Source organism: Coleofasciculus sp. B1-GNL1-01, from assembly GCF_040220235.1.
Classification (GTDB): domain Bacteria; phylum Cyanobacteriota; class Cyanobacteriia; order Cyanobacteriales; family Coleofasciculaceae; genus Coleofasciculus.
On sequence record NZ_JAVJTO010000020.1, the window covers coordinates 1 to 19875 of the forward strand.

Genomic DNA, 19875 nt, shown 5'->3' on the forward strand with positions numbered 1-19875 from the left:
TAAGTAGTCGGACAAAAGAAAACGGTACTGTGTTAAGTTTTGCAAATTGCCCTCAAACCCTTACTGTTCCCTGTTCCCTGTTCCCTGTTCCCTAATCTCAACCGTTCACTTTAATTGTGTCCACCTACTTATGACTAATAAAGGCTTTCTTGCATTATTTTATATTATAAATAATGGGACTATTATAAACGCCTCTTGGTGTTTAATGCATCATCGGCAACTCCTCACTTGGTAAGGGCACGGCAATGCCGTGCCCCTACAGGGATACATTTCTTACAGAGTTAAGCGAGTTTGAGAAGCGTAACGCACCTTAACCAGTATATCTGGTGTGGCTGCGTAAGTCCTGTTATTAATAATTATTCCTTCTTGCTCCCCTCTCCCCTGGTGGGAGAGGGGCTGGGGGTGAGGGGGTTGTGGCTTAAGTTAACACCTTGCGTTGCCTCTACAGGGATACATTTATTACAGAATTGATCAAGTTTGAGGGTAGGATTTGTATCATCACCGACAAACGCCTTGATCCCATTTCCCTAGACTATTTTGTATCAAGTCAGCTAATCGCAGATGTAGTCGATTGGATACGTGCGATCGCGGCAATAAATTCAAGTCTTTTAACTGAACTCAGACACGATCACACTCACCAAACTTATGGCTAAAATTCGCTGAGTTTTATCCTTGGATATACCCTAATGAATTCCTGGGTTCTCGCGCAATACTGCTTGGATAAGCGGTAATTTTGAATAGTTTACTCTAGCTTGCCTCAACTGAACCGTTATGGGGTACTTAGACAAAAAATTGTGCCAGAAACTGTCTAAGTACCGCCGTGATGGTGTCAATTACAAATCTCCAACGTAGGTGTCGAGGGCTTTAGCGGTTTCCACTAGAGGATGATGACTATCCACTAAAATCGGACTGTTGCCAGTCACCTCATCAATGGGAATGTTGACAACCACTCCATTTTGCCAAGCGACCATTTTTTGATAGTCATCCTTGGCAATTAAATCGACAGCCGCTTTGCCAAAGGAGGTAGCCAGCAAACGGTCTAATGCAGAGGGCGCACCACCCCGTTGAACGTGACCTAATACCGTCACCCGCGCTTCAATTGTATCCCCACTGAAGTGAGAAATCTGATCCGCGACATAATCTCCGATACCCCGCAGCCTGACTTCACCGAGGGCGTCTGTGTAGTAGCGTTCTTGACCCTCAATGGTTTTCGCCCCCTCAGCCACAACAACGATCGCAAAGCGGCGATTCCAGCGATCGCGCAGGTCGGTGATATGCTTACAAACACCACTAATAGAATAGGGAATCTCCGGGATCAGGATTACATCAGCACCGCCAGCAATCCCGGCATTTAGAGCGAGATGTCCGGCTTCGCGCCCCATCACCTCAACCACCATTACGCGATCGTGACTGGCGGCTGTATAGGAGAGGCGCGATAGGGCATCAACAATGGTGTTCACCGCCGTATCGAAACCAACGGCTAAATTGGTGAACGCCACATCATTATCAATCGTCTTGGGGACGCCCACAATATTCATATTCCCTTTATGGGCAAGCTGATTCATAATCGCCAGACTCCCATCACCCCCGATGACAATTAAGGCGTCCAGACCTAATTTCTGATAACCAGCAATAATCTGTTCGGCTTGAGCCTCGGTATCCCCTTTATTAACTGAACCGAGGATAGTACCGCCCGTACTGAGGAGTGGGTCGATCCCCCGACTATCTAGACCATGAACATTCAGTGAGACTGATTTGCCCTCCAATAACCCTTGGGTGGCGTAGGGAATGCCTAAAACTTCCCAATCATAGCTCAGGGTAGCATGTCTAACGGCAGCGCGAATGACCGCGTTTAATCCGGGACAGTCACCGCCACTGGTGAGTAGACCAATCCGTTTGCGAGTTTCCATAGGTCAATCTCAAGTTGTGTTCTATTGTGGATGTGAATCGTTTGAACGAAGGCTGTTTGATGCATCAAATCCAGATTTACTCCCCAGACAGTCTGACGACACCCTAGAACCACAACCACAGTTTTACTGTTTGGGATTAGAATCAAGCTGAATTAGGATTGAGTGCAAGTCCGCTTGAGTGGTGCAGTTGTGGCACTCGTCTTTTGAGAGTCGTTTGCCTCAAAAATGCTTGATCAGTGGTACGTCTAGGGTAGTCAGCGTTAACCCATATTGGCAAACAGGGTTCTAAATCCCTTCATGGCAAAAACCTCAACCTTTCCTGTGTTTGTGAACATCTAGTCCAAGATAGCCAATTTTCTGTGAGCTGAGAGTATCAAGCAGCACTGTGATTAAGACAATGATGATTAGAAAGCCCTGCTTCAATCCAAAACATGGCTCAACCAGGTCTTAGAGGAATTTCCTTTGTCATTAGATTAGAACCGCTTTCTTGACAAATGCACTTTATTGTGCATACATAAATACTCAAACTTTCTTCAAGAGATTTATGACTTGACAAAATTATCGGGCTTGTGTATTTTCTAGAGATTGAAAGAAAAACAAAAAGCAAAGACGTTAATGGCTTTCAGTACAACGACTAAGTGGAGAATAGTGATAGCCACAGGAATGGCTATTCTTACCTCCTCCATTAATTTAGGTGAAGCAAAGGCTCAATCCATCCCTAATCCCCAAACTGTTTTGCTCGCCCAAACCTTTGGCGGAATTGAACGACAAATAGCCCTTGAGGACGTACCCCTTCCAGTTATGGCGGCTGCGCGAACGGTAACGGGTGGTGAACCCACAGCGGCAAATATTGAAATGAAGCCGGATGGGTCTATTGTTTATGAATTAAGAGGTCAAAACCAGCAAGGCTTTGAATTCGTTGCTGATGTGACTCCCAATGGACAAATTATTGAGGTAGACGAAGAAATTGAGCGGAGTGCGGTTCCCGAAGATGTGATCAAAGCACTCAAACGGTGGGAACCCAACGCCTCCATAGTCAGTACGTGGCGCAGTACCCGTCTAGGACAATTTGTCTATGAAATTGTGCTTGATAATGATTTCTGGTTTGAAATTCCGGCGGATACGCAGCAAATCACTATTCATAGAGTACAGCGTTCATAAGTCGGCGGGAAACATTAACGTTAAAGGCTGGGGAGTGTCATTTATTCTTTCTCCTTTGTCCTGGGTAAGGATTTGAGGAGTATTGACTTTCCCCTACTTCGGTGAAAAATTGTTGCTCACGACACCAGAGACCTATGAAGACATTTACATTTGCGAATTGGTCGAAATTTATAGCTGTGACATTAACCGCAACGACTATTCCTTTGACGATAAGTGCTGTTTCTGCTCAAGTTCTTAAAGGGTTTGGCGCTTCGTTTCCTGAACCCCTTTACCAACGCTATAGCACTGAATACGAAAAGGAAACTGGCAAAACGTTTGAATACACAGCCATTGGCAGTGGCGGTGGGATTCGCAAATTTATGGAGCGAGCCGTAGACTTTGGGGCAACCACATTAATTCCCACTCCGATTGAGGAAAATCAAGTGGAAGATGGATTGCTGATGGTACCGACTGGGGGAGGGGCGGTTGCTATTGTTTATAATCTTAAAGATGTCCCCACGAATATTAAACTCTCTCGCGAACAACTTGCCAAGATTTTCACGGGTCAAATTGGTAATTGGAAACAGGTGAATCCCCGCTTTCCGAATAAAGAAATTCAAGTTATCGTGCGCTCAGACAGTAGCGGTGCTACCTTTGTTTTGACGAAATACTTGAATAAAATTAGTGGGGGAAAGATAGAAGCCAGCCGAGAACCCGATTGGGGATTTGATATTTTCGCGGCGCGTCCCCAAGATAGTGGTGTGGCGGCAGAAGTGCGGCGCATTGATGGGGCAATTGGGTATGTTCAATCGGGTGTTGCCCAGAGAAATAATCTGCCTGTGGCTCGGTTGGAAAACCAAGCGGGTCGTTATGTTAAACCGACGTTAGCAGAAACCAAGAAAGCTCTGGCAAATGTCACGTTTAACCAGGATTTTACTACGGACAATATTAATGATCCAGAGGAGGGTTATCCTTTAGTCAGTTTAACCTGGCTACTTATCTATAAAAGATATCCAAATCAAACCCTTGTCCAAGACACTCAAGACGTGTTGAGATGGATCATGACGCGGGGACAAGAGTTGAATCAAGAGCTAGAATACACCAGAATTCCAGAAGATGTCGCCCAAAAGGTGATCGAAAGAGTGAATACAGAATTGAAGGTTCGCCCCTATTAAAAACCTGACTTTTCAGCAGAATAAATTAGGGAAATGGAGAAGGTAGGGGCGGGTTTTACTACTATCTTTTCGGTTGCACCCAGATGGAATTAAACCCGCCCGACACAGGCGCCAAGTTCCCTCGATAAGCGCCAAGTGTCTGGCATTATAGGCAGTGAGTGAAACGTCAGATGAAAAACTCGGGTTGGGGATGAGGAGGACTAAAGGAAAAATCATGAACAAACAGAGTGCGCTATTGCCAGTAACATCAGCAATACTGGGTTATCATCTCCTAATTGTATCCCCAGTTTCAGCACAAGCTGATCCGATTAATCTGCCATTTCCTGATCCGCCGACAGCCTCAACACTTGGGTTGCCCATTGAAGACGATCGCCAACCGGATTCTTCCCTGGCTCAAATTACCCCAGTGAGTGAGTTGCGGGATGTGAGTCCGAGAGATTGGGCGTATGAGGCATTGCGGAGTTTGGTGGAAAAATACCGTTGTTTAAGGGGTTCAACTGACCAAACCTTTGAGGGCAATCGGGCGTTAACCCGTTATGAATTTGCGGCGACACTGAACCTTTGTTTGAGTCGGATTGAAGGGTTAATTAATGACGCCAAAACCAGTGGAATTACTGAAGACGATTTAGCCACGGTGCAACGGTTACAAGCCGACTTTGCCACAGAATTAGAGACAGTGATTACAGAAGTAGATACTCTAGATGCAGCCGTTATGCGTCTGGAGGATCAGACATTCAGTACGACAACAATTTTACGCGGCAGTGTAAATTTTAATATAGCCGGAGCGTTTGGCGATCGCCAGGCGGTTCCTAGGGGCGAAAAACCCTCAGCAGACTTGGATGAAACGCTCACCCTCTCATCCCGTGTTAGCCTTAGCTTCGATACCAGCTTTACGGGTAGAGATCGATTGCGAACCCGGATACAAGCTGGGAATGTGAATAATTTTGGCAGTAGCGTGACGGGAACCGATATGACTCGTCTGATTGGTGCGACAAATACGGGCAATGATGTGAGCATTGGTACCCTATTTTACGAATTCCCCCTCGGCGATCGCGGCATCGTGGCGATCGCGCCAGCGGCTGATTTTCCGACTCGGATTTTTCCGGCGCTGAATCCGGTTTCCTCTATTTCTAATTTTGGTGCGGAAAGCCCGATTTACTCCTTTGCCTTTGGTGCAGGAACCGTCGCCTACTACCAATTTACCGATGAACTTGCTGCTGGGGTGAGCTATTTAACCACGTCGGGTAGCAATCCAGATGAGGGACTTTTCAATGGTCAATATACGGCTTTAGGTCAGGTAACGTTTACCCCATCAGACGAGTTAAGCATGGCGTTAACCTATGGTCGATATTATGCCCCTGAACCCGGTTCAACGGTTAATATAACCGCGTCGAAGGGCAGTGAATTGGCTCAGTTACCTTTTGGTGAAAGTACCGCTACTTCCTCCAACGCTTTGGGCTTACAATCGACCTATAAGTTAAACGATCAGATGATTCTAGGTGGTTGGCTGAGCTACTTTCAGGCAAATGCGGAAGGTTCACCGACTGTGAGTGGTTTGAGTGGTTCATCCGGCGTCGATGCAGAGATCTGGAGTTGGGCAATTACACTGGCTGTGCTGGATGTGGGGAAATTAGGTAGTCAATTAAATTTTGTGGTGGGGATGCCGCCGAAAGTGACCGATAATGATATTGTTGAGCGAGAAGATGAGGATACCTCGTTGCATTTTGAATTATCCTATACTTATCCTCTAAGTGATCGAATTTCGATAACTCCCGGCTTGGTGATGATTACCAATCCTGAACATAATGCAAATAATGATACCCTTTGGGTGGGATTGATGCGAACCAGTTTTAGTTTTTAGGTTGACGGGGTGATATTTAGTCCAGAATTGTTAAGACTAGCAGTAGATGAATGAGCTACGCGGCAAACAGGCATTTATCTGTGATATGGATGGCGTGATTTATCACGGCAACCGCTTACTACCAGGAGTAGAGGAATTTGTGGACTGGTTGAAAGCGTCGGACAAGAAATTTCTGTTTCTCACCAATAGTAGCGAGCGATCGCCTCGGGAGTTGCGGGAGAAGCTGAAACGACTCGGTGTCGAAGTCCCAGAGGAGAATTTCTACACCAGCGCCTTAGCAACGGCGGCATTTTTGGCTCAACAATGTCCCGGTGGAAGTGCCTTTGTGATTGGGGAAGCGGGGTTGACAAATGCGCTGTATGATGCTGGCTTTTCCATGAATGATACCAACCCCGATTATGTAGTAGTCGGCGAGACACGCAGTTATAGCTTTGAGAAATTAGAACAGGCGGCGCGGTTAGTGATGAAAGGGGCAAAACTCATTGGTACCAATTCTGACTTAACTGGACCGAGTGAGAAAGGAATTGTCCCTGCGACAGGGGCGTTAATTTCCCCTTTGGAATTATCGACGAGGGCAAAAGCTTACTTTGTCGGCAAACCAAATCCCTTGATGATGCGTCACGCCCTGAAAAAGTTAGGCTGTCGTCGCGAAGATACAGCCATCATTGGCGATCGCATGGATACTGACATTATTGCCGGAATTGAGTCAGAAATTGAGACGGCGTTAGTATTGTCTGGAGTCACCCGCCATGAGGATTTAATCCATTTCGCCTATCGTCCCCATTATGTTTTGGCGGGAGTAGGAGATTTAGTCCCTTGATTAGCTATATCGCAAGTGATCAACCGGACACGATATAATGCCCAATCAGGGTTAACTATCCCCGTTATAATCCAGTCCGCGCAGGCGGACTACCCTTCGGGAAGGCTTCGCATACATTTGTGTAGCAGCGATTTCAATCGCTTACTGCATTCAGGTTGAACTTAATCCCATCACATCAGCGACAGCAGTTGTCGTTGGCTCAATTCCTCGCTGTAATTGGTTGTTGCAATGTTTAATCGCCGTATCCGGATCTTTTAGCCCATTCCCGGTTAGCACACAAACCACCGTTGCTCCCGTGGGAACTTGATCTTTCACTTTCAATAACCCCGCCACCGATGCAGCGCTAGCGGGTTCACAAAATATTCCTTCTTTTGATGCTAAGAGGCGATAGGCTGCCAGAATTTCCTCATCAGTAACGCTATTAAACTGTCCCTGACTGGCATCTTTTACCGCAACAGCTTTCTCCCAACTGGCTGGATTACCAATCCGAATCGCGGTGGCGATTGTTTCCGGATGCGCCACGGGTTCACCCAGAATCAACGGTGACGCGCCAGCCGCTTGGAATCCCATCATCCGAGGTAAGCGATCGCACTTCCCATGTTGATGATACTGGCAAAAGCCCATCCAGTACGCGGTAATATTTCCGGCATTTCCCACCGGAATACACAACCAATCAGGAGCATTCCCTAAATTATCAACAATTTCAAACGCGCCCGTTTTTTGACCTTCCAATCGATAGGGATTGACCGAATTCACCAACGTTACCGGATAATTTGCCGCTAACTCCTGGACAATTCGCAAGCAGTCGTCAAAATTTCCCTCAATTGCCAATACCTGCGCCCCATACACCAAGGCTTGCGCCAATTTCCCCAAGGCGACATACCCATCCGGAATTAACACAAACGCTTGCATATTACCCCGAGTCGCATAAGCCGCAGCCGAGGCAGAGGTATTCCCAGTACTGGCACAAATAACCGCCTTTGCCCCGGCTTCCTTTGCCTTAGAAATCGCCATGGTCATACCCCGGTCTTTAAAGCTACCTGTAGGATTAAGACCATCATATTTAACCAATACCTTGACTCCTTTGCCTACCGCTTCTGAAAGGGCAGGGGTGGGGATTAGAGGCGTATTTCCCTCCAAGAGAGTCACTACGGGAGTTGAGGCGGTGACGGGTAAATAAGACCGATACGTCTCAATTAGACCCGACCATTGACTAGGTTTAGTAAAAGTATCTGTAGTTTGAGGGGTATTGGTAGCAGACAGAGTCATGGGTAATTTTTTACTTGATGTTGGTCATATAATACAAATGACCCGAAAAAACGTTTGAGTGACCAGACATGCCATAGCACATCTGTAGGGGCGGGTTTCACCATTATCGCTGCTTGCCACCCAGATGTCACTAAACCCGCCCTAACTAAGTGCAAGAACTCTTCGACATAAGACGTAGCTTGCTTCTCGCGAAGCGAGTATGACATAAGACAAATGACAAATTCATCCCACGCCTATTGGTCATGGGATGAACTCAATCAATTACCGAGAACGGTTATGAGTGACCGATTCTTTGGATTTGTTATTCCGACGCTTCACCAGTTTCGGACGTTCTACTTTATGTTCAATCTCGATGGCGGCTAACTCCGGTTGCGTGTGATCGTAGACCATTTGCAAAGCGGCGGCAGCGATCGCGTGAGGGTCGTATTCTTCACTCAACTCCCGCACAATCGGCAGGAATGATGCCATACGTTCTCCGGTGAGTGCCTCGCGTAACTCATCTTGCAATTTCTCCAAGCGCCGCGCTTCGATCTGCGATCGCGTGGGAATCCGAGACACTTGTAAGTTCTGCCGGACTTTCCGTTCAATCTGGTGCAGTTTGCGCCGTTCAAAGGGTTGAATCAAGGAAATCGCGGTTCCGGTTTTCCCAGCACGTCCGGTACGACCAATCCGGTGAATATAACTTTCCACCTGATCTGGCAGGTCATAATTAATCACATGAGTGAGGTGGTCTACATCCAGACCGCGTGCGGCAATATCCGTCGCCACCACCCAGCGCACCTGACTCTGGCGGAATCGGGACAACAAACGCTCCCGTTGGCTTTGGCTGAGGTCGCCGTGATACTCATCCACACTATGACCAGCCGCTTGTAACTGGCTAGTGAGTTCCGCTGCTGACCGCCGCGTCCGCACAAAAATTAATGCTGCTTCCGGGTCTTCCAGTGCCAAAATCGGCTGTAGGGCTTTGGACTTTGAACAGCCCCGGGGGATCATATAAACCCGTTGCTCAATCCGTGCTGGGGTGGCTTTGGGTAGTTCTACAGTTACCGTCACCGGGGATTTGAGGAACTGATTGACTAAATCCCGAATCGCCTTCGGCATTGTTGCCGAAAAACAGGCAGTCTGGCGTTCTTTGGGGGCTTGCTTGAGGATTTTCTTGACATCATCGATAAAGCCCATGCTCAACATTTCATCGGCTTCATCTAAGACCACCCATTTGACTTGATCTAATTTCAGATCTCCTCGATCCAGCAAATCAATCACTCGCCCTGGCGTCCCGACAACCATTTGAGCATTACGTTGTAACAGACGAATTTGGCGATCAATGGATTGTCCTCCGTAGACGGTGACTATACCGACACGGCGCTTGCTGGTCAAGTCCCGAATGGCATCTGCCACTTGTCGGGCTAATTCTCGTGTTGGGGCAAGAATTAAGGCTTGTACGCCTCGGGCATTAGGATCAAGCTGTTCCAAAATCGGCAAAGAAAAGGCAGCGGTTTTCCCTGTACCGGTTTGAGATTGAGCGACCACATCTCGCCCTGCCAACAGTTCCGGAATGGCTTGAGATTGAATTTCCGTTGGTGTATCAAAACCTAATTTTTCCAGTTGATGGAGGCACTCTTCAGATAAGCCCAGATTATTGAATGAAAGGGTCATAATTTAACGGTTGTTGTGAGTTTTTCGTGATGGTTAAGGTCAGTCGTCAGTGATCAAGAATCTGGGTTAAGCCGTTGGCAATCGCCAACATTCCCTTACCCTGAATCGACTCTAGTTAACCGACAACTAACAGTGGACTAGGGACTACAGAACCATAGAGGTCATAGATGCCAGCATCGGTGATTTCTACTTCCACGATGGTCCCCAAGGGGGCTTCGCCTTGGACGTAGACTAATCCATCGACCTCGGGGGCAAATCGAGCTGAGCGACCGATCTGTTTTCCGGTTGAGGGGTTCTCTTGCTCAATCAGAACCTCAACGATCTTGCCCACTTCACCTTGGTTTTTCTTCAACGTAATCGGCTGTTGAACTGCCATCAGCGTCTGGCGACGCTCCTCCATGACGGCTTGGGGGACTGGATTGGGCAAGTTGTAGGCTGGTGTACCCTCTTCGGGAGAAAAAGTAAAGACACCAACGTGGTCAAACTCGTGATGCTGGACAAATTGCAGCAAATGGTTAAAGTGCTGCTCTGTCTCGCCAGGAAACCCGACGATAAAGGTAGTCCTCAGCACCGCATTTGGCAAGGCGGCTTTAATCTGATCAATAATCTGATCATTCACTCGCCCCTGCCAAGGACGGTTCATTGCACGCAGGACTTCTGGATGGGAATGCTGTAGGGGTAAATCCAAGTAAGGCAGAACATTAGGCGTTTCCTGAATTGCTGCTATCACTGGCTCGGTTAAACCCGTCGGATAGGCATAGTGCATCCGAATCCAGGGGATATCCACCTTACCTAATGCTCGCAAGAGTTCAGCTAACTTGGGTTCTCCATACAGATCGACGCCATAGTTGGTTGTGATTTGAGAAATGAGGATTAATTCTTGCACGCCTTGGGACGCCAATTGTTCAGCTTCCGCCACAATTGATTCAATCGTGCGCGATCGCTGGTTTCCCCTCAGATACGGAATGATGCAGAAGGCGCACCGATAGTTACATCCTTCTGCTACGCGCAGGTAAGCGACTCCTTCTGAGGTTGTGCGATAGCGCGGCGTTGTTTCATCCGCAATATAGCTGGGTTCGGCTGAAACGGCTTTGACCCGTTCTCCTGCTTCTACCCGTTCTATCACTTCGACGATGTTCTGATAATCGCCCGTTCCGACTACAGCTACAGCTTCTGGCAATTCTGCCAACAATTTCTCTTGGAAATGTTGTGCCATGCAGCCAGCAATAACAATTTTCTTATTGGCTTCTGCTAGCTCGACTAACGTGCGAACCGATTCTGCCCGCGCTGCCTCTATGAAGCTACAGGTATTTACAATAACATATTCGGCTAAATCTTCGTTGCTATCGACTGGGTAGCCCGCTTGAACCAGCAGACCCAGGATATGCTCCGTATCAATACGATTTTTTTCACAGCCTAAATGAGAAATGGCAATGGTTGGCTTGTTGCCCATGCGGTTATCTACTACAATCGGCACTAGAGTGGAGTAGCGCTTGATTTCCAGCGCTCCTAATCAGTAAGCATGAGTCGTGAGCAGTTCCCTGTAACCCTTGTGGAGAGAACCTCTCCTGAGTTCAGGCTGATTCAATCCTGATCACTTTATTTTTTCCCAGCTTTACTTGATTCATAGGGGCATAGTCTTAGAGTTTACCCACGCTCCACCAGTCCGGATGTTCTTTGGTTGCTCTAGTTTAACCCCGTTACTTATTTATATAAAATTTTATTAATATATGCAATACACTCGGTAACTTAATCTAACTTGACGCTTGACTGGGGGAAGGGCGACTATTAGCGAGCGTCTGCTGACGTTACCCTACTGAGCGGTTGGTGCTTAAGAATTAGGCGATGGTTAGGATTCTGAGAGATTTATGCTGTCATTTACCATGGTATATTTCATTTGTCAATCCATCGAATTAGTTAGATAGAGAATCTCTGTGGTTGTCAAACCTGAGTATATTCAAATTCTTGTGAACGGTTTTCAGGTAGATACGTGAACTTACAACAAATTTTCAAGACACCCAATCCCATCATTGGCGTTGTGCATCTGTTACCCCTGCCAACGTCTCCCCGTTGGGGAGGGAGTTTAAAAGCGGTGATTGATCGAGCCGAACAAGAGGCGACAGCACTGGCATCAGGGGGAGTTGATGGGGTAATCGTGGAGAATTTTTTTGATGCTCCCTTCACCAAAAACCAAGTCGATCCCGCTGTCGTCAGTGCGATGACCTTAATTATGGGACGGTTGATGAATTTGGTCACATTACCTGTGGGGATCAACGTGTTACGTAATGACGCCCAAAGCGCGATCGCGATCGCCAGTTGTGTCCAAGCCCAGTTTATCCGGGTGAATGTTCTCACTGGCGTCATGGCAACGGATCAAGGGTTGATCGAAGGACAGGCTTATGAACTGTTGCGGTATCGCCGAGAACTCGGTAGTGATGTACAAATTTTAGCCGATGTCCTAGTCAAGCATGGACGTCCCTTGGGATCACCCAATTTGACCACAGCGGTACAAGAAACCATTGAACGAGGGTTAGCCGATGGCGTCATCCTCTCCGGATGGGCAACGGGGAGTCCTCCCAGTCTAGAAGACTTAGAACTCGCCTCAGCCGCCGCCAATGGAACGCCCGTGTTTATCGGTAGTGGTGCTAACTGGGAAAATATTCCCACCTTAATGCAAGCCGCCGACGGAGTAATTGTCTCCAGTTCCCTGAAACGACGGGGACGAATTGAGCAACCCATTGACCCGATTCGCGTCAGTCAATTTGTAGAAGCGGCACGACGTAGTGTTAACACGAAAGCATCGCCGCAACCCATGTCTTCGGTCAAGTTACATTCTAAGTAAGAGTGAATCGTAACCTTTTCGATTGCTCCTGAAATTCCTAGTGCTGATTGATAAATATGAGACGCCGACGTTCTGCTCCCTGGATTCATCGCCAGTCTCGCCCGCTTATTGGTGCGATCGCGATTCTTGGTGCTTTAGATACGGCTTACCTTACCTTGGTGGAAACTGGGGTATTTAAAGAAGCCGTATGTCCCACAGGCGGTGTAATCAACTGTCAAGCTGTCTTAAGTAGTAGTTATGCTTGGCTTTTTGGTGTTCCCCTAAGCTTGTTTGGCTTTTTAGCCTACACTGCGATCGCGGTATTTGCCTTTGCGCCCCAACTTGTCAAATCCTCAGATAACAAAGACTTTCGCCGACAAGTAGACGATGGGAGTTGGCTGCTGATGTTTGCTGGCTCAACCGCCATGGTTGTCTTCAGTGGCTACCTTGTCTATCTCATGTCCGTTGTCATTGGAGCATTTTGTATCTATTGCCTGGTATCCGCCTTCTGCTCAATTGCCTTATTTGTGCTGACGATTATTGGGCGTGAGTGGGAAGATGTGGGACAACTGTTTTTCACAGGCATTGTTGTCGGTATGGTAGCGCTGATTGGCACCTTGGGTGTTTATGGCATGAGTGGTGAACAGACAACGGCTAGCGGAGTAGACAGCGGCGTGATTCCTCAGATATCCACTGCGCCTAAAGCCCCCTACGGCTGGAAAATAACCACCACCTCTGGCGAAGCGGAAATGGAACTCGCTCGTCATCTTACCGCCGTTGGTGCTAAAAAATATGGTGCGTTTACTTGTCCCCATTGCCACGATCAAAAGGAGTTATTTGGCAAAGAAGCCTTTAGCGAAATCGATTATATCGAGTGTAATTCGGCTGGGAAAAATCCGCAGCCTAAACTGTGCCAAGCCGCAGGAATAAAAGGGTATCCGACTTGGGAAATTAATGGTCAGTTGTATCCTGGGGTTCAGAGTTTGGAAACATTGGCAGATTTAACGGACTACCAAGGAAAACGCGACTTTAAGTATCGATTGCCTCGGTGAGACACATCCTCGTTCCCAGGCTCAGCCTGGGAACAGTCCTCTTGAGGCTCTGCCTCCCCTACTGGCTCAGGTGATATGATACAAATCGATTAATCTGATGACGCAAATAAATCGAGGGGGAGATGACCGTACATGTCATTAATACCCCCTTCAAAAGAAGATTGGCAGGAAACTAAAACACCACGATGCTCACCCGTATAGGAATCGATATAACACAATCCTGAATTGCCGTTATATTTGATATACACCGCTCCCTCAATCGGAGTCAGGTCAAGATTCGGTTGATACCCTAAAGCTTGAGCATAGGTTTTGAGCGCCGATAAACCCTGAGCCGCTGTATTCGCGCAAATACCAAAAATTTGATAATCTGAATGTTCGGCAAGTAACCCTAAGGCTTGCCGCAGTTTCTCTTTTTCGGAGTCTGACACCACAGGTTGACTCTCAATACAGTTGAAGGGTTCGAGGAGTGCTTGAGCGTCTGAGATGGTGAGAGGGGTAGAGTTTTGGGTAGACATAACTGGCGATGACACTAACGTGATCGATGATATAGCAAAAGGCTTCAAGGCAGAGGGTTCCCAGGCAGAAAGGGTGACAAAAGCGGATTTGGTATCACTTCAACATGATATTGATCACTCAATTTATGTAAAACCAATCACATATTTTTTGATTTATTATCACAAGTTATCAGAGATATCGATCAAGATTTAGTAAACATTTTTACGTAAAAATAATATTTATACATAAAAAAACATCAAAAGAAAAAATCTGCAAGATTTATGAATACTTGTCCCTGCTGCTCCCATCCCTTACTCCGGCACATTAGCCACCATCGCCTCTACTGGTTCTGTTCACACTGCTGGCAGGAAATGCCCAGCGTTGATACCACTCATCGTCAACCTGTCCAAGAACTAGAGCGGCTATTTAATCTGCCGACTGTCTCCAGTAAGACTAAATTAGTCAGTCACCTGTAGTACATATTTACTGAATTTATGCCCATTAGTCCAGGTAATATTTACTGTTCATGGCGTATTACCAGGAAACCTTGAGGGTATAGATCTCCCCAGAGGAGTTCTTGAATTATGGATTACCTACCCATCTGTTCATCAATTGCCGAAAACCTAACCACTTTTTTAGACAATCTTTCTTACCAAAATCAGTCAATCATCAATGGAAAAGCTGAACATGAAATTAATCACCAAGCGGGTGAAATTATCTGTTCTTGTTTAGCCGACTATCCCATCAACCTTTATCTCCAAGGAGAACACCCGAAGCTAAATCCTTACGCTGGCTATTCTATATTTGTCGATCCGATCGACGGGACATCCAACTGGTTACGTCAAGTGGGTGACCCGTCTTTAGTGATTGCCATCACATCAAAAACATTGGATGTGACTTTAGGAGATTTAGAATTTGCTTATGTACAAGGATTACGCACCGGAGACTGCTACTATGGAACCCGGAGCGCTGCCTATTTCAGAAGCGCTCACAGTCAAGACTACACTCAGATTTACTGTCACTCTCAAATCTCCCTAGAGGATGCGATCGCCTATTTGCGTCCCGGCTATCATCGGGCAAAAGAAGCATTGAGCGGCAGTTTCCCCTTGTGGATATGCTGTCGGGATATTCGCTCAATCGATAACTCAGCCATGGAATTTTGTGAAATCGCCCGAGGCGCTGCTGATTTCATGGTCGAATGTCGTCATGTTTCAGATAATTATAGTTTGCTCGCCTATCCAATTTTAAAATTAGCCGGCGGTTATCTGGTTGATTTTCGTGGCAATTCTCTGGCATCTCTCAGTCTGGAATCGGAATATATTGTCGATTATGTTGCCTGTGGTTCCGGCTATCTATTACGAGAAATTCTTCATATTATTCAGCGTTGGGAGCAAAACCACGAAAAAACGTTTTGTAACTTCTTGGGGGAAATTGAGCGAGAAAACCAAGTGTGGGGAAGTCAAATTGCTTGATTAGTCATTAGTCATTAGTCATTGGGCGCTGTAGGGGCACCATCCTTGCGCCCTGCCCCCCACATAAGATGAGAAACGCTATAGTACAGTCTAGATTGGGAAATCATAATCCGTAATTCGTATAATTCCAATGCTCAAACCCCTGTCCTTGACGACTGCACTATCCCTAACCCTGCTAACCTTTACCGCCGGATGTTCTCCTCAATCTAATCCCTCCCAACCTTCCGCCAACGAAAACGAGATCGATAGTGTCTCAGTCACCGAAAGTCCACCAGAAGCGGAATTGACACAAAAACCAGCGATTCCCTCACTCGCTTCCCCGGATAATCCTAATCCGGCGATTCAAGCGCAAATTGAGCAGTACATGAATGGTTTAGCCGCCAAAGGATTTGCCAAGGAAAATCATGGGATCTGGATTCAAGCGGGGGATACTCTGCTAGCGAATTATCAAGGTACGGTTCCCTTACCTGCGGCTTCTATCACCAAAGTCGCCACCTCCCTGGCTGCATTGCAAACCTTTGGTCCTGATCACCAATTCATTACCCTGATTGGCGCAACGGGTGCGGTGGAAAACGGCGTTCTCCAGGGAGACTTAGTGATTGAAGGGGGAGACGATCCATTCTTTGTCTGGGAAGAAGCGATCGCACTCGGTAATCTCCTGAATCAGATGGGTATTCAGCAGATAGCGGGGAATTTAATCATCACAGGCAAATTTTACATGAACTTTGAGTTTGACCCATTCAAATCAGGGACACTCCTCAGACAAGGGTTAAATGCTCAACTGTGGACACCTGAAGCCCAAACTCAGTATCAAACCCTACCCCCAGACACCCCCAAACCTGAAGTTGCGATCGCGGGTTCGGTACAAGTCTCCCCCACCCCTCCTAGCAACGTCCAACCCCTGATTCGCCACTATTCCTTCCCCCTGGCTGAACTGATCAAAAAAATGAATCAATATAGTAATAATAAAATGGCGGACATGCTCGCCAACTCCGTCGGGGGAGCGAATGTTGTTGCCCAACAAGCCGCCGCCGCCGCAGGCGTTCCTCAAGCGGAAATTACATTAGTTAATGGTTCTGGATTAAGCGATCAAAATAAGATTTCTCCCCGTGCAGCTTCCGGTTTATTTCTCGCCATTTCCCGATATCTTCAACCTTATAACATGAGCCTTGGCGATGTCTTGGCGGTTGTTGGACAAGATGAAGGTATTTTAAACGAACGTCCACTTCCCCCATTTGCTATTGTTAAATCCGGAAGTTTAAATAATGTCAGCGCTTTAGGCGGAGCTTTACCCACGCAGCAGCAGGGAATTATCTGGTTTTCGACGATGAATAGGGGTTACAACTTAGAAGGATTTCGCAACCAACAAGAAGCACTGCTGCAAAGTTTTATTAGCCAGTGGGGAGGCGTTCAATCATTGCCCGAAACCTTACAACCAAATCCAGAACGAGTCAATAAAACCTCTAGCAATGAAATTGTCAATGAATTATGAGCAAATAGAGAATGGGAAACAGTGACAAAGGACAAATAACAAATGGCAAATGACTAACTATGACATCCCAGCAACTTGACAACCGCTCTCAAGGTCTCGAAGCGCGAGTTGCAGCCTTAGAGTCAGAGCTAGCCCAGTTGAAGCAACTACTTGCTGGCTTGCTTGAGCAGGAAGAGCAGGAAACTCCTTGGTGGATGAAAGTGGCAGGCAGCTTTGAAAATGATCCCACCTTTGATGAAGCCGTTCGTCTGGGTCAAGAATGGCGGCAATCTATTGAGTAGCGAACGGGTAAACGGTAACAAAGGACAAATGACGAATGACAAATGACGAATGACGAATGACAAATGACTAATTTTCAGATTGGTTCGGCAATAGGGAAGAAGGAGAATCTGGGGGAAGGGGATGTTTCCAGACATTGCGATCGCGAGATTGTAGCTTGCTCACCTCAACCGTAGCCCCTCGCTGTTCTAATTCTCGCCCCTGAGCCGCCGACAACCCCGCATTTTGCTTAAATATTGCTCCCTCAACCTTCGCACCACTCAGATTAGCATTGAAAAGATTTGCGCCTGTGAGATTCGCTTGTCTTAAATCTGCATTCGTCAAATTGACATGACGCAAAAACGTCTGACTCAAATCGGCTCCCCTGAGATTTAAATGACTTAAATCAGCACGACTCAAATCAGCGCGGCTCAGATTTGCCCCTTCTAAATTAGCATGACTGAGGATAGCACGACGCAATCGCACCTCCTTTAAATTAGCTCCCCTTAACATCGCCTGATTCAATTGAGCATTGTTAAGATTAGCTTGGCTTAAATCAGCTCTGAATAGACTGGCTTCGCTTAGATTCGCCTGTTCTAAAATTGCTCCCTCTAAAGTGGCTTGATCCAACTGGCTGTGCTGTAAATCTGCACCCGTTAAATTCGCCTGACTTAGGTTCGCCTCACTCAAGTCAACCTCACTTAAATCCCCTTCCCGGAGGCTAGTTTGTCGTAAATTGGCATTTTTGAGATTGGCACCCGTGAGAATTGCCTGATTCAAATTTCCATGGCTGAGATCCGCCTGTTGGAGGTTGGTATGTCGCAGTTTCGCCCCCATCAGACTGGCGCGACGCAGATTAATGTTTTGCAAATTGGAACGACTCAAATTGGCGTTATTTAAGTTAGCGCCATTGAGATTGGCAGAATTCAAGTCAGTAACCGTTAAATCAGCCCCCATGAGTATGGCACTACTTAAATTAGCGCCTCCCAATTTAGCTAGACTCAAATTTGCCTCACTCAGATCCGCACTGCTCAGATTCGCTTCCCGTAGATCCGCCGCACTCAAATCACTATTGCGAATGTCGGCTCCCTTGAGATCACTCCCCCGTAAATCAGCGCCTTTCAACTGGCAAAAAATACGGTATGCCTCCAACTCAGAAACCTCAGATTCGCCCTTCTTAATTTTGACAACATCAAATTGCACGTTCTCGGTATAAATGGCAAATACAACATTAAAAATGTCCAAAAAATGAATAAACAAGCGACATTCTGTTTCCGGATATTTTTCGTAATAGCGAATTAGATTGGCAATACAATTATCTAAATGAGTGCGAACATAATTACACAATAAAATAATTTTGAGCAGGAGAATTACAATTGTCAGAGGACTACCTTGGCTGGTGAGAGTGATAAAGAGCGGGGAGGGTTCCTGCCCATTTTCTGTGGTTAAAAATTCCAAGGTGCGCCGACAGGTTCGCAGTAATAACTCCATGGTCGTCGTTTCCTCATTGTATGACTCATAGAGGATCTCAAGTTTTTCAGTCAGGGTCTTTTTGAAAAAATCAATCGACTGGTGAGGACTCGTTGAACTGAGTAAATAGTCGATTAATTTCTGCTTAAAGTCTCGATAAGTAAGCGTTTTGCTCTGCTGAACAAACAAATCAGCCGTATGAGAATAACTGTGCAGAAACTTACGCGATATCAGTTGTTTGAGCAGGCGAATGATTCCATTGCCCAGTCGAGTAGGATTCGGCGGCGGTTCCTTTTTAAAGGTTGGCGAATTACAATGCACGGTGTACATTGCTAGCTCAAATTTAAACTTCTCTTTTAACCGTTTTGCAGTTTTCTTAGCTAATTCCCGCTGCTCAACTGGATTTTGAGAATCTAAATATTGCGGTAATAATAAATAATAAGCATAGCGATGACTCCACCCTCGACGTTCGGTACGGCTTGAGGTAAAGACTTTAAGTTCTTGATAGTCCTGGCTTTCAATAAAATTAGCAATCCACGTTCTCAAACGATTCAGGATCTGAGATACAGTAGATTTAACTGAGTCCACCTTAGCCAGCGTTTGAATCAACTCCTCTATCGAGTCTGAGCGCCGACTTGCCAACCAATTGTTAATTAAAATATAGCAAGACCGTTTCAGAGTATTTCTGAATTCTTGCTCATTCTTTTGCTCAAGCAGCTCATACATTGAGCGAGCAACGTCTGGATTTTGTGTACACTCACTGGAAAAAAATAACTGCTTAAAGTCCTGCAAAACAGTTTCAGGAGGGTCATTTTCCACTCGTTCGAGTAGGAATTGAAAAATAACCTCCTGAGCTTGCTGAATCCGTTGCTGCTTTGATTCTCCATCAGCCGAAGAATCGATTTGCTGATTGTCTGGTATGATGCGCCCCTCCATAAAATAGGCAAAATCTGAGTTGGCTAATCCTGGTGGTTATTTGTCTCT

17 protein-coding genes are annotated in these 19875 nt (G+C 46.5%); 11 read left to right on the forward strand and 6 right to left on the reverse strand.

Annotated elements, in window-relative coordinates; genetic code table 11:
• The first annotated feature begins 431 nt into the window (after positions 1 to 431).
• Positions 432 to 653 (forward strand): NACHT C-terminal alpha/beta 1 domain-containing protein, encoded by a 222-nt coding sequence (locus tag RID53_RS04540; RefSeq protein WP_446386985.1) that lies wholly within the window; start codon positions 432 to 434, stop codon positions 651 to 653.
• A 180-nt stretch (positions 654 to 833) separates the two neighbouring features.
• Here the strand turns inward: RID53_RS04540 and RID53_RS04545 are convergent, their stop codons facing one another.
• The gene (locus RID53_RS04545; protein WP_446386986.1) at positions 834 to 1910 is read right to left on the reverse strand and encodes an ATP-dependent 6-phosphofructokinase; all 1077 of its coding nucleotides are present in this window, start codon (positions 1908 to 1910) and stop codon (positions 834 to 836) included.
• Positions 1911 to 2525: 615 nt separating this feature from the next.
• Between RID53_RS04545 and RID53_RS04550 the strand changes: the two genes are divergently transcribed.
• The 4 genes from RID53_RS04550 (at position 2526) to RID53_RS04565 (ending at position 6906) form a co-directional block, all read left to right on the forward strand.
• Positions 2526 to 3071 (forward strand): hypothetical protein, encoded by a 546-nt coding sequence (locus RID53_RS04550; RefSeq protein ID WP_446386987.1) that lies wholly within the window; start codon positions 2526 to 2528, stop codon positions 3069 to 3071.
• A gap of 134 nt (positions 3072 to 3205) precedes the next feature.
• Positions 3206 to 4225 carry a phosphate ABC transporter substrate-binding protein PstS gene (gene pstS / locus RID53_RS04555; RefSeq protein WP_446386988.1) on the forward strand — a complete coding sequence of 340 codons (1020 nt, stop codon included), beginning with the start codon at positions 3206 to 3208 and terminating at the stop codon, positions 4223 to 4225.
• 214 nt (positions 4226 to 4439) lie between these two features.
• Complete coding sequence (locus RID53_RS04560; RefSeq protein ID WP_446386989.1) at positions 4440 to 6086, forward strand: iron uptake porin; 1647 nt, start codon at positions 4440 to 4442, stop codon at positions 6084 to 6086.
• 46 nt (positions 6087 to 6132) lie between these two features.
• Positions 6133 to 6906: an HAD-IIA family hydrolase gene (locus RID53_RS04565; protein ID WP_446386990.1), complete on the forward strand. Its 774-nt coding sequence runs from the start codon at positions 6133 to 6135 to the stop codon at positions 6904 to 6906.
• 150 nt (positions 6907 to 7056) lie between these two features.
• Here RID53_RS04565 and thrC read toward each other — a convergent pair whose 3' ends face one another.
• The 3 genes from thrC to rimO form a co-directional block, all read right to left on the reverse strand.
• Complete coding sequence (gene thrC / locus RID53_RS04570; protein WP_446386991.1) at positions 7057 to 8175, reverse strand: threonine synthase; 1119 nt, start codon at positions 8173 to 8175, stop codon at positions 7057 to 7059.
• Positions 8176 to 8436: 261 nt separating this feature from the next.
• Positions 8437 to 9831, reverse strand: coding sequence for a DEAD/DEAH box helicase (locus tag RID53_RS04575; RefSeq protein ID WP_446386992.1), 1395 nt, complete (start codon positions 9829 to 9831; stop codon positions 8437 to 8439).
• 115 nt (positions 9832 to 9946) lie between these two features.
• A complete protein-coding gene (rimO, locus tag RID53_RS04580; RefSeq protein ID WP_446386993.1) occupies positions 9947 to 11284 on the reverse strand; it encodes a 30S ribosomal protein S12 methylthiotransferase RimO in 1338 nt (445 codons plus the stop codon).
• Between the two features lie 537 nt (positions 11285 to 11821).
• Between rimO and btpA the strand changes: the two genes are divergently transcribed.
• Entirely contained in the window at positions 11822 to 12673 is an 852-nt protein-coding gene (btpA, locus tag RID53_RS04585) for a photosystem I biogenesis protein BtpA (protein WP_446386994.1), read from the forward strand.
• Between the two features lie 56 nt (positions 12674 to 12729).
• Positions 12730 to 13704 carry a vitamin K epoxide reductase family protein gene (locus RID53_RS04590; RefSeq protein WP_446386995.1) on the forward strand — a complete coding sequence of 325 codons (975 nt, stop codon included), beginning with the start codon at positions 12730 to 12732 and terminating at the stop codon, positions 13702 to 13704.
• An 89-nt stretch (positions 13705 to 13793) separates the two neighbouring features.
• On the opposite strand, the gene RID53_RS04595 is transcribed toward RID53_RS04590, so the two are convergent.
• On the reverse strand, positions 13794 to 14219 hold the full coding sequence (locus tag RID53_RS04595; RefSeq protein WP_446386996.1) for a DUF1824 family protein: 426 nt from the start codon (positions 14217 to 14219) through the stop codon (positions 13794 to 13796).
• A 261-nt stretch (positions 14220 to 14480) separates the two neighbouring features.
• Between RID53_RS04595 and RID53_RS04600 the strand changes: the two genes are divergently transcribed.
• From RID53_RS04600 to RID53_RS04615, 4 genes are all read left to right on the forward strand, one after another.
• A complete protein-coding gene (locus RID53_RS04600) occupies positions 14481 to 14675 on the forward strand; it encodes a hypothetical protein (RefSeq protein WP_446386997.1) in 195 nt (64 codons plus the stop codon).
• A gap of 108 nt (positions 14676 to 14783) precedes the next feature.
• Positions 14784 to 15671, forward strand: a complete 888-nt coding sequence (locus RID53_RS04605) for an inositol monophosphatase family protein (protein WP_446386998.1) — start codon at positions 14784 to 14786, stop codon at positions 15669 to 15671.
• A 130-nt stretch (positions 15672 to 15801) separates the two neighbouring features.
• Positions 15802 to 17163, forward strand: coding sequence for a D-alanyl-D-alanine carboxypeptidase (locus tag RID53_RS04610; protein WP_446386999.1), 1362 nt, complete (start codon positions 15802 to 15804; stop codon positions 17161 to 17163).
• 59 nt (positions 17164 to 17222) lie between these two features.
• Entirely contained in the window at positions 17223 to 17444 is a 222-nt protein-coding gene (locus RID53_RS04615) for a hypothetical protein (RefSeq protein WP_446387000.1), read from the forward strand.
• A 67-nt stretch (positions 17445 to 17511) separates the two neighbouring features.
• Here RID53_RS04615 and RID53_RS04620 read toward each other — a convergent pair whose 3' ends face one another.
• Entirely contained in the window at positions 17512 to 19827 is a 2316-nt protein-coding gene (locus RID53_RS04620) for a pentapeptide repeat-containing protein (protein ID WP_446387001.1), read from the reverse strand.
• Positions 19828 to 19875 lie beyond the last annotated feature (48 nt).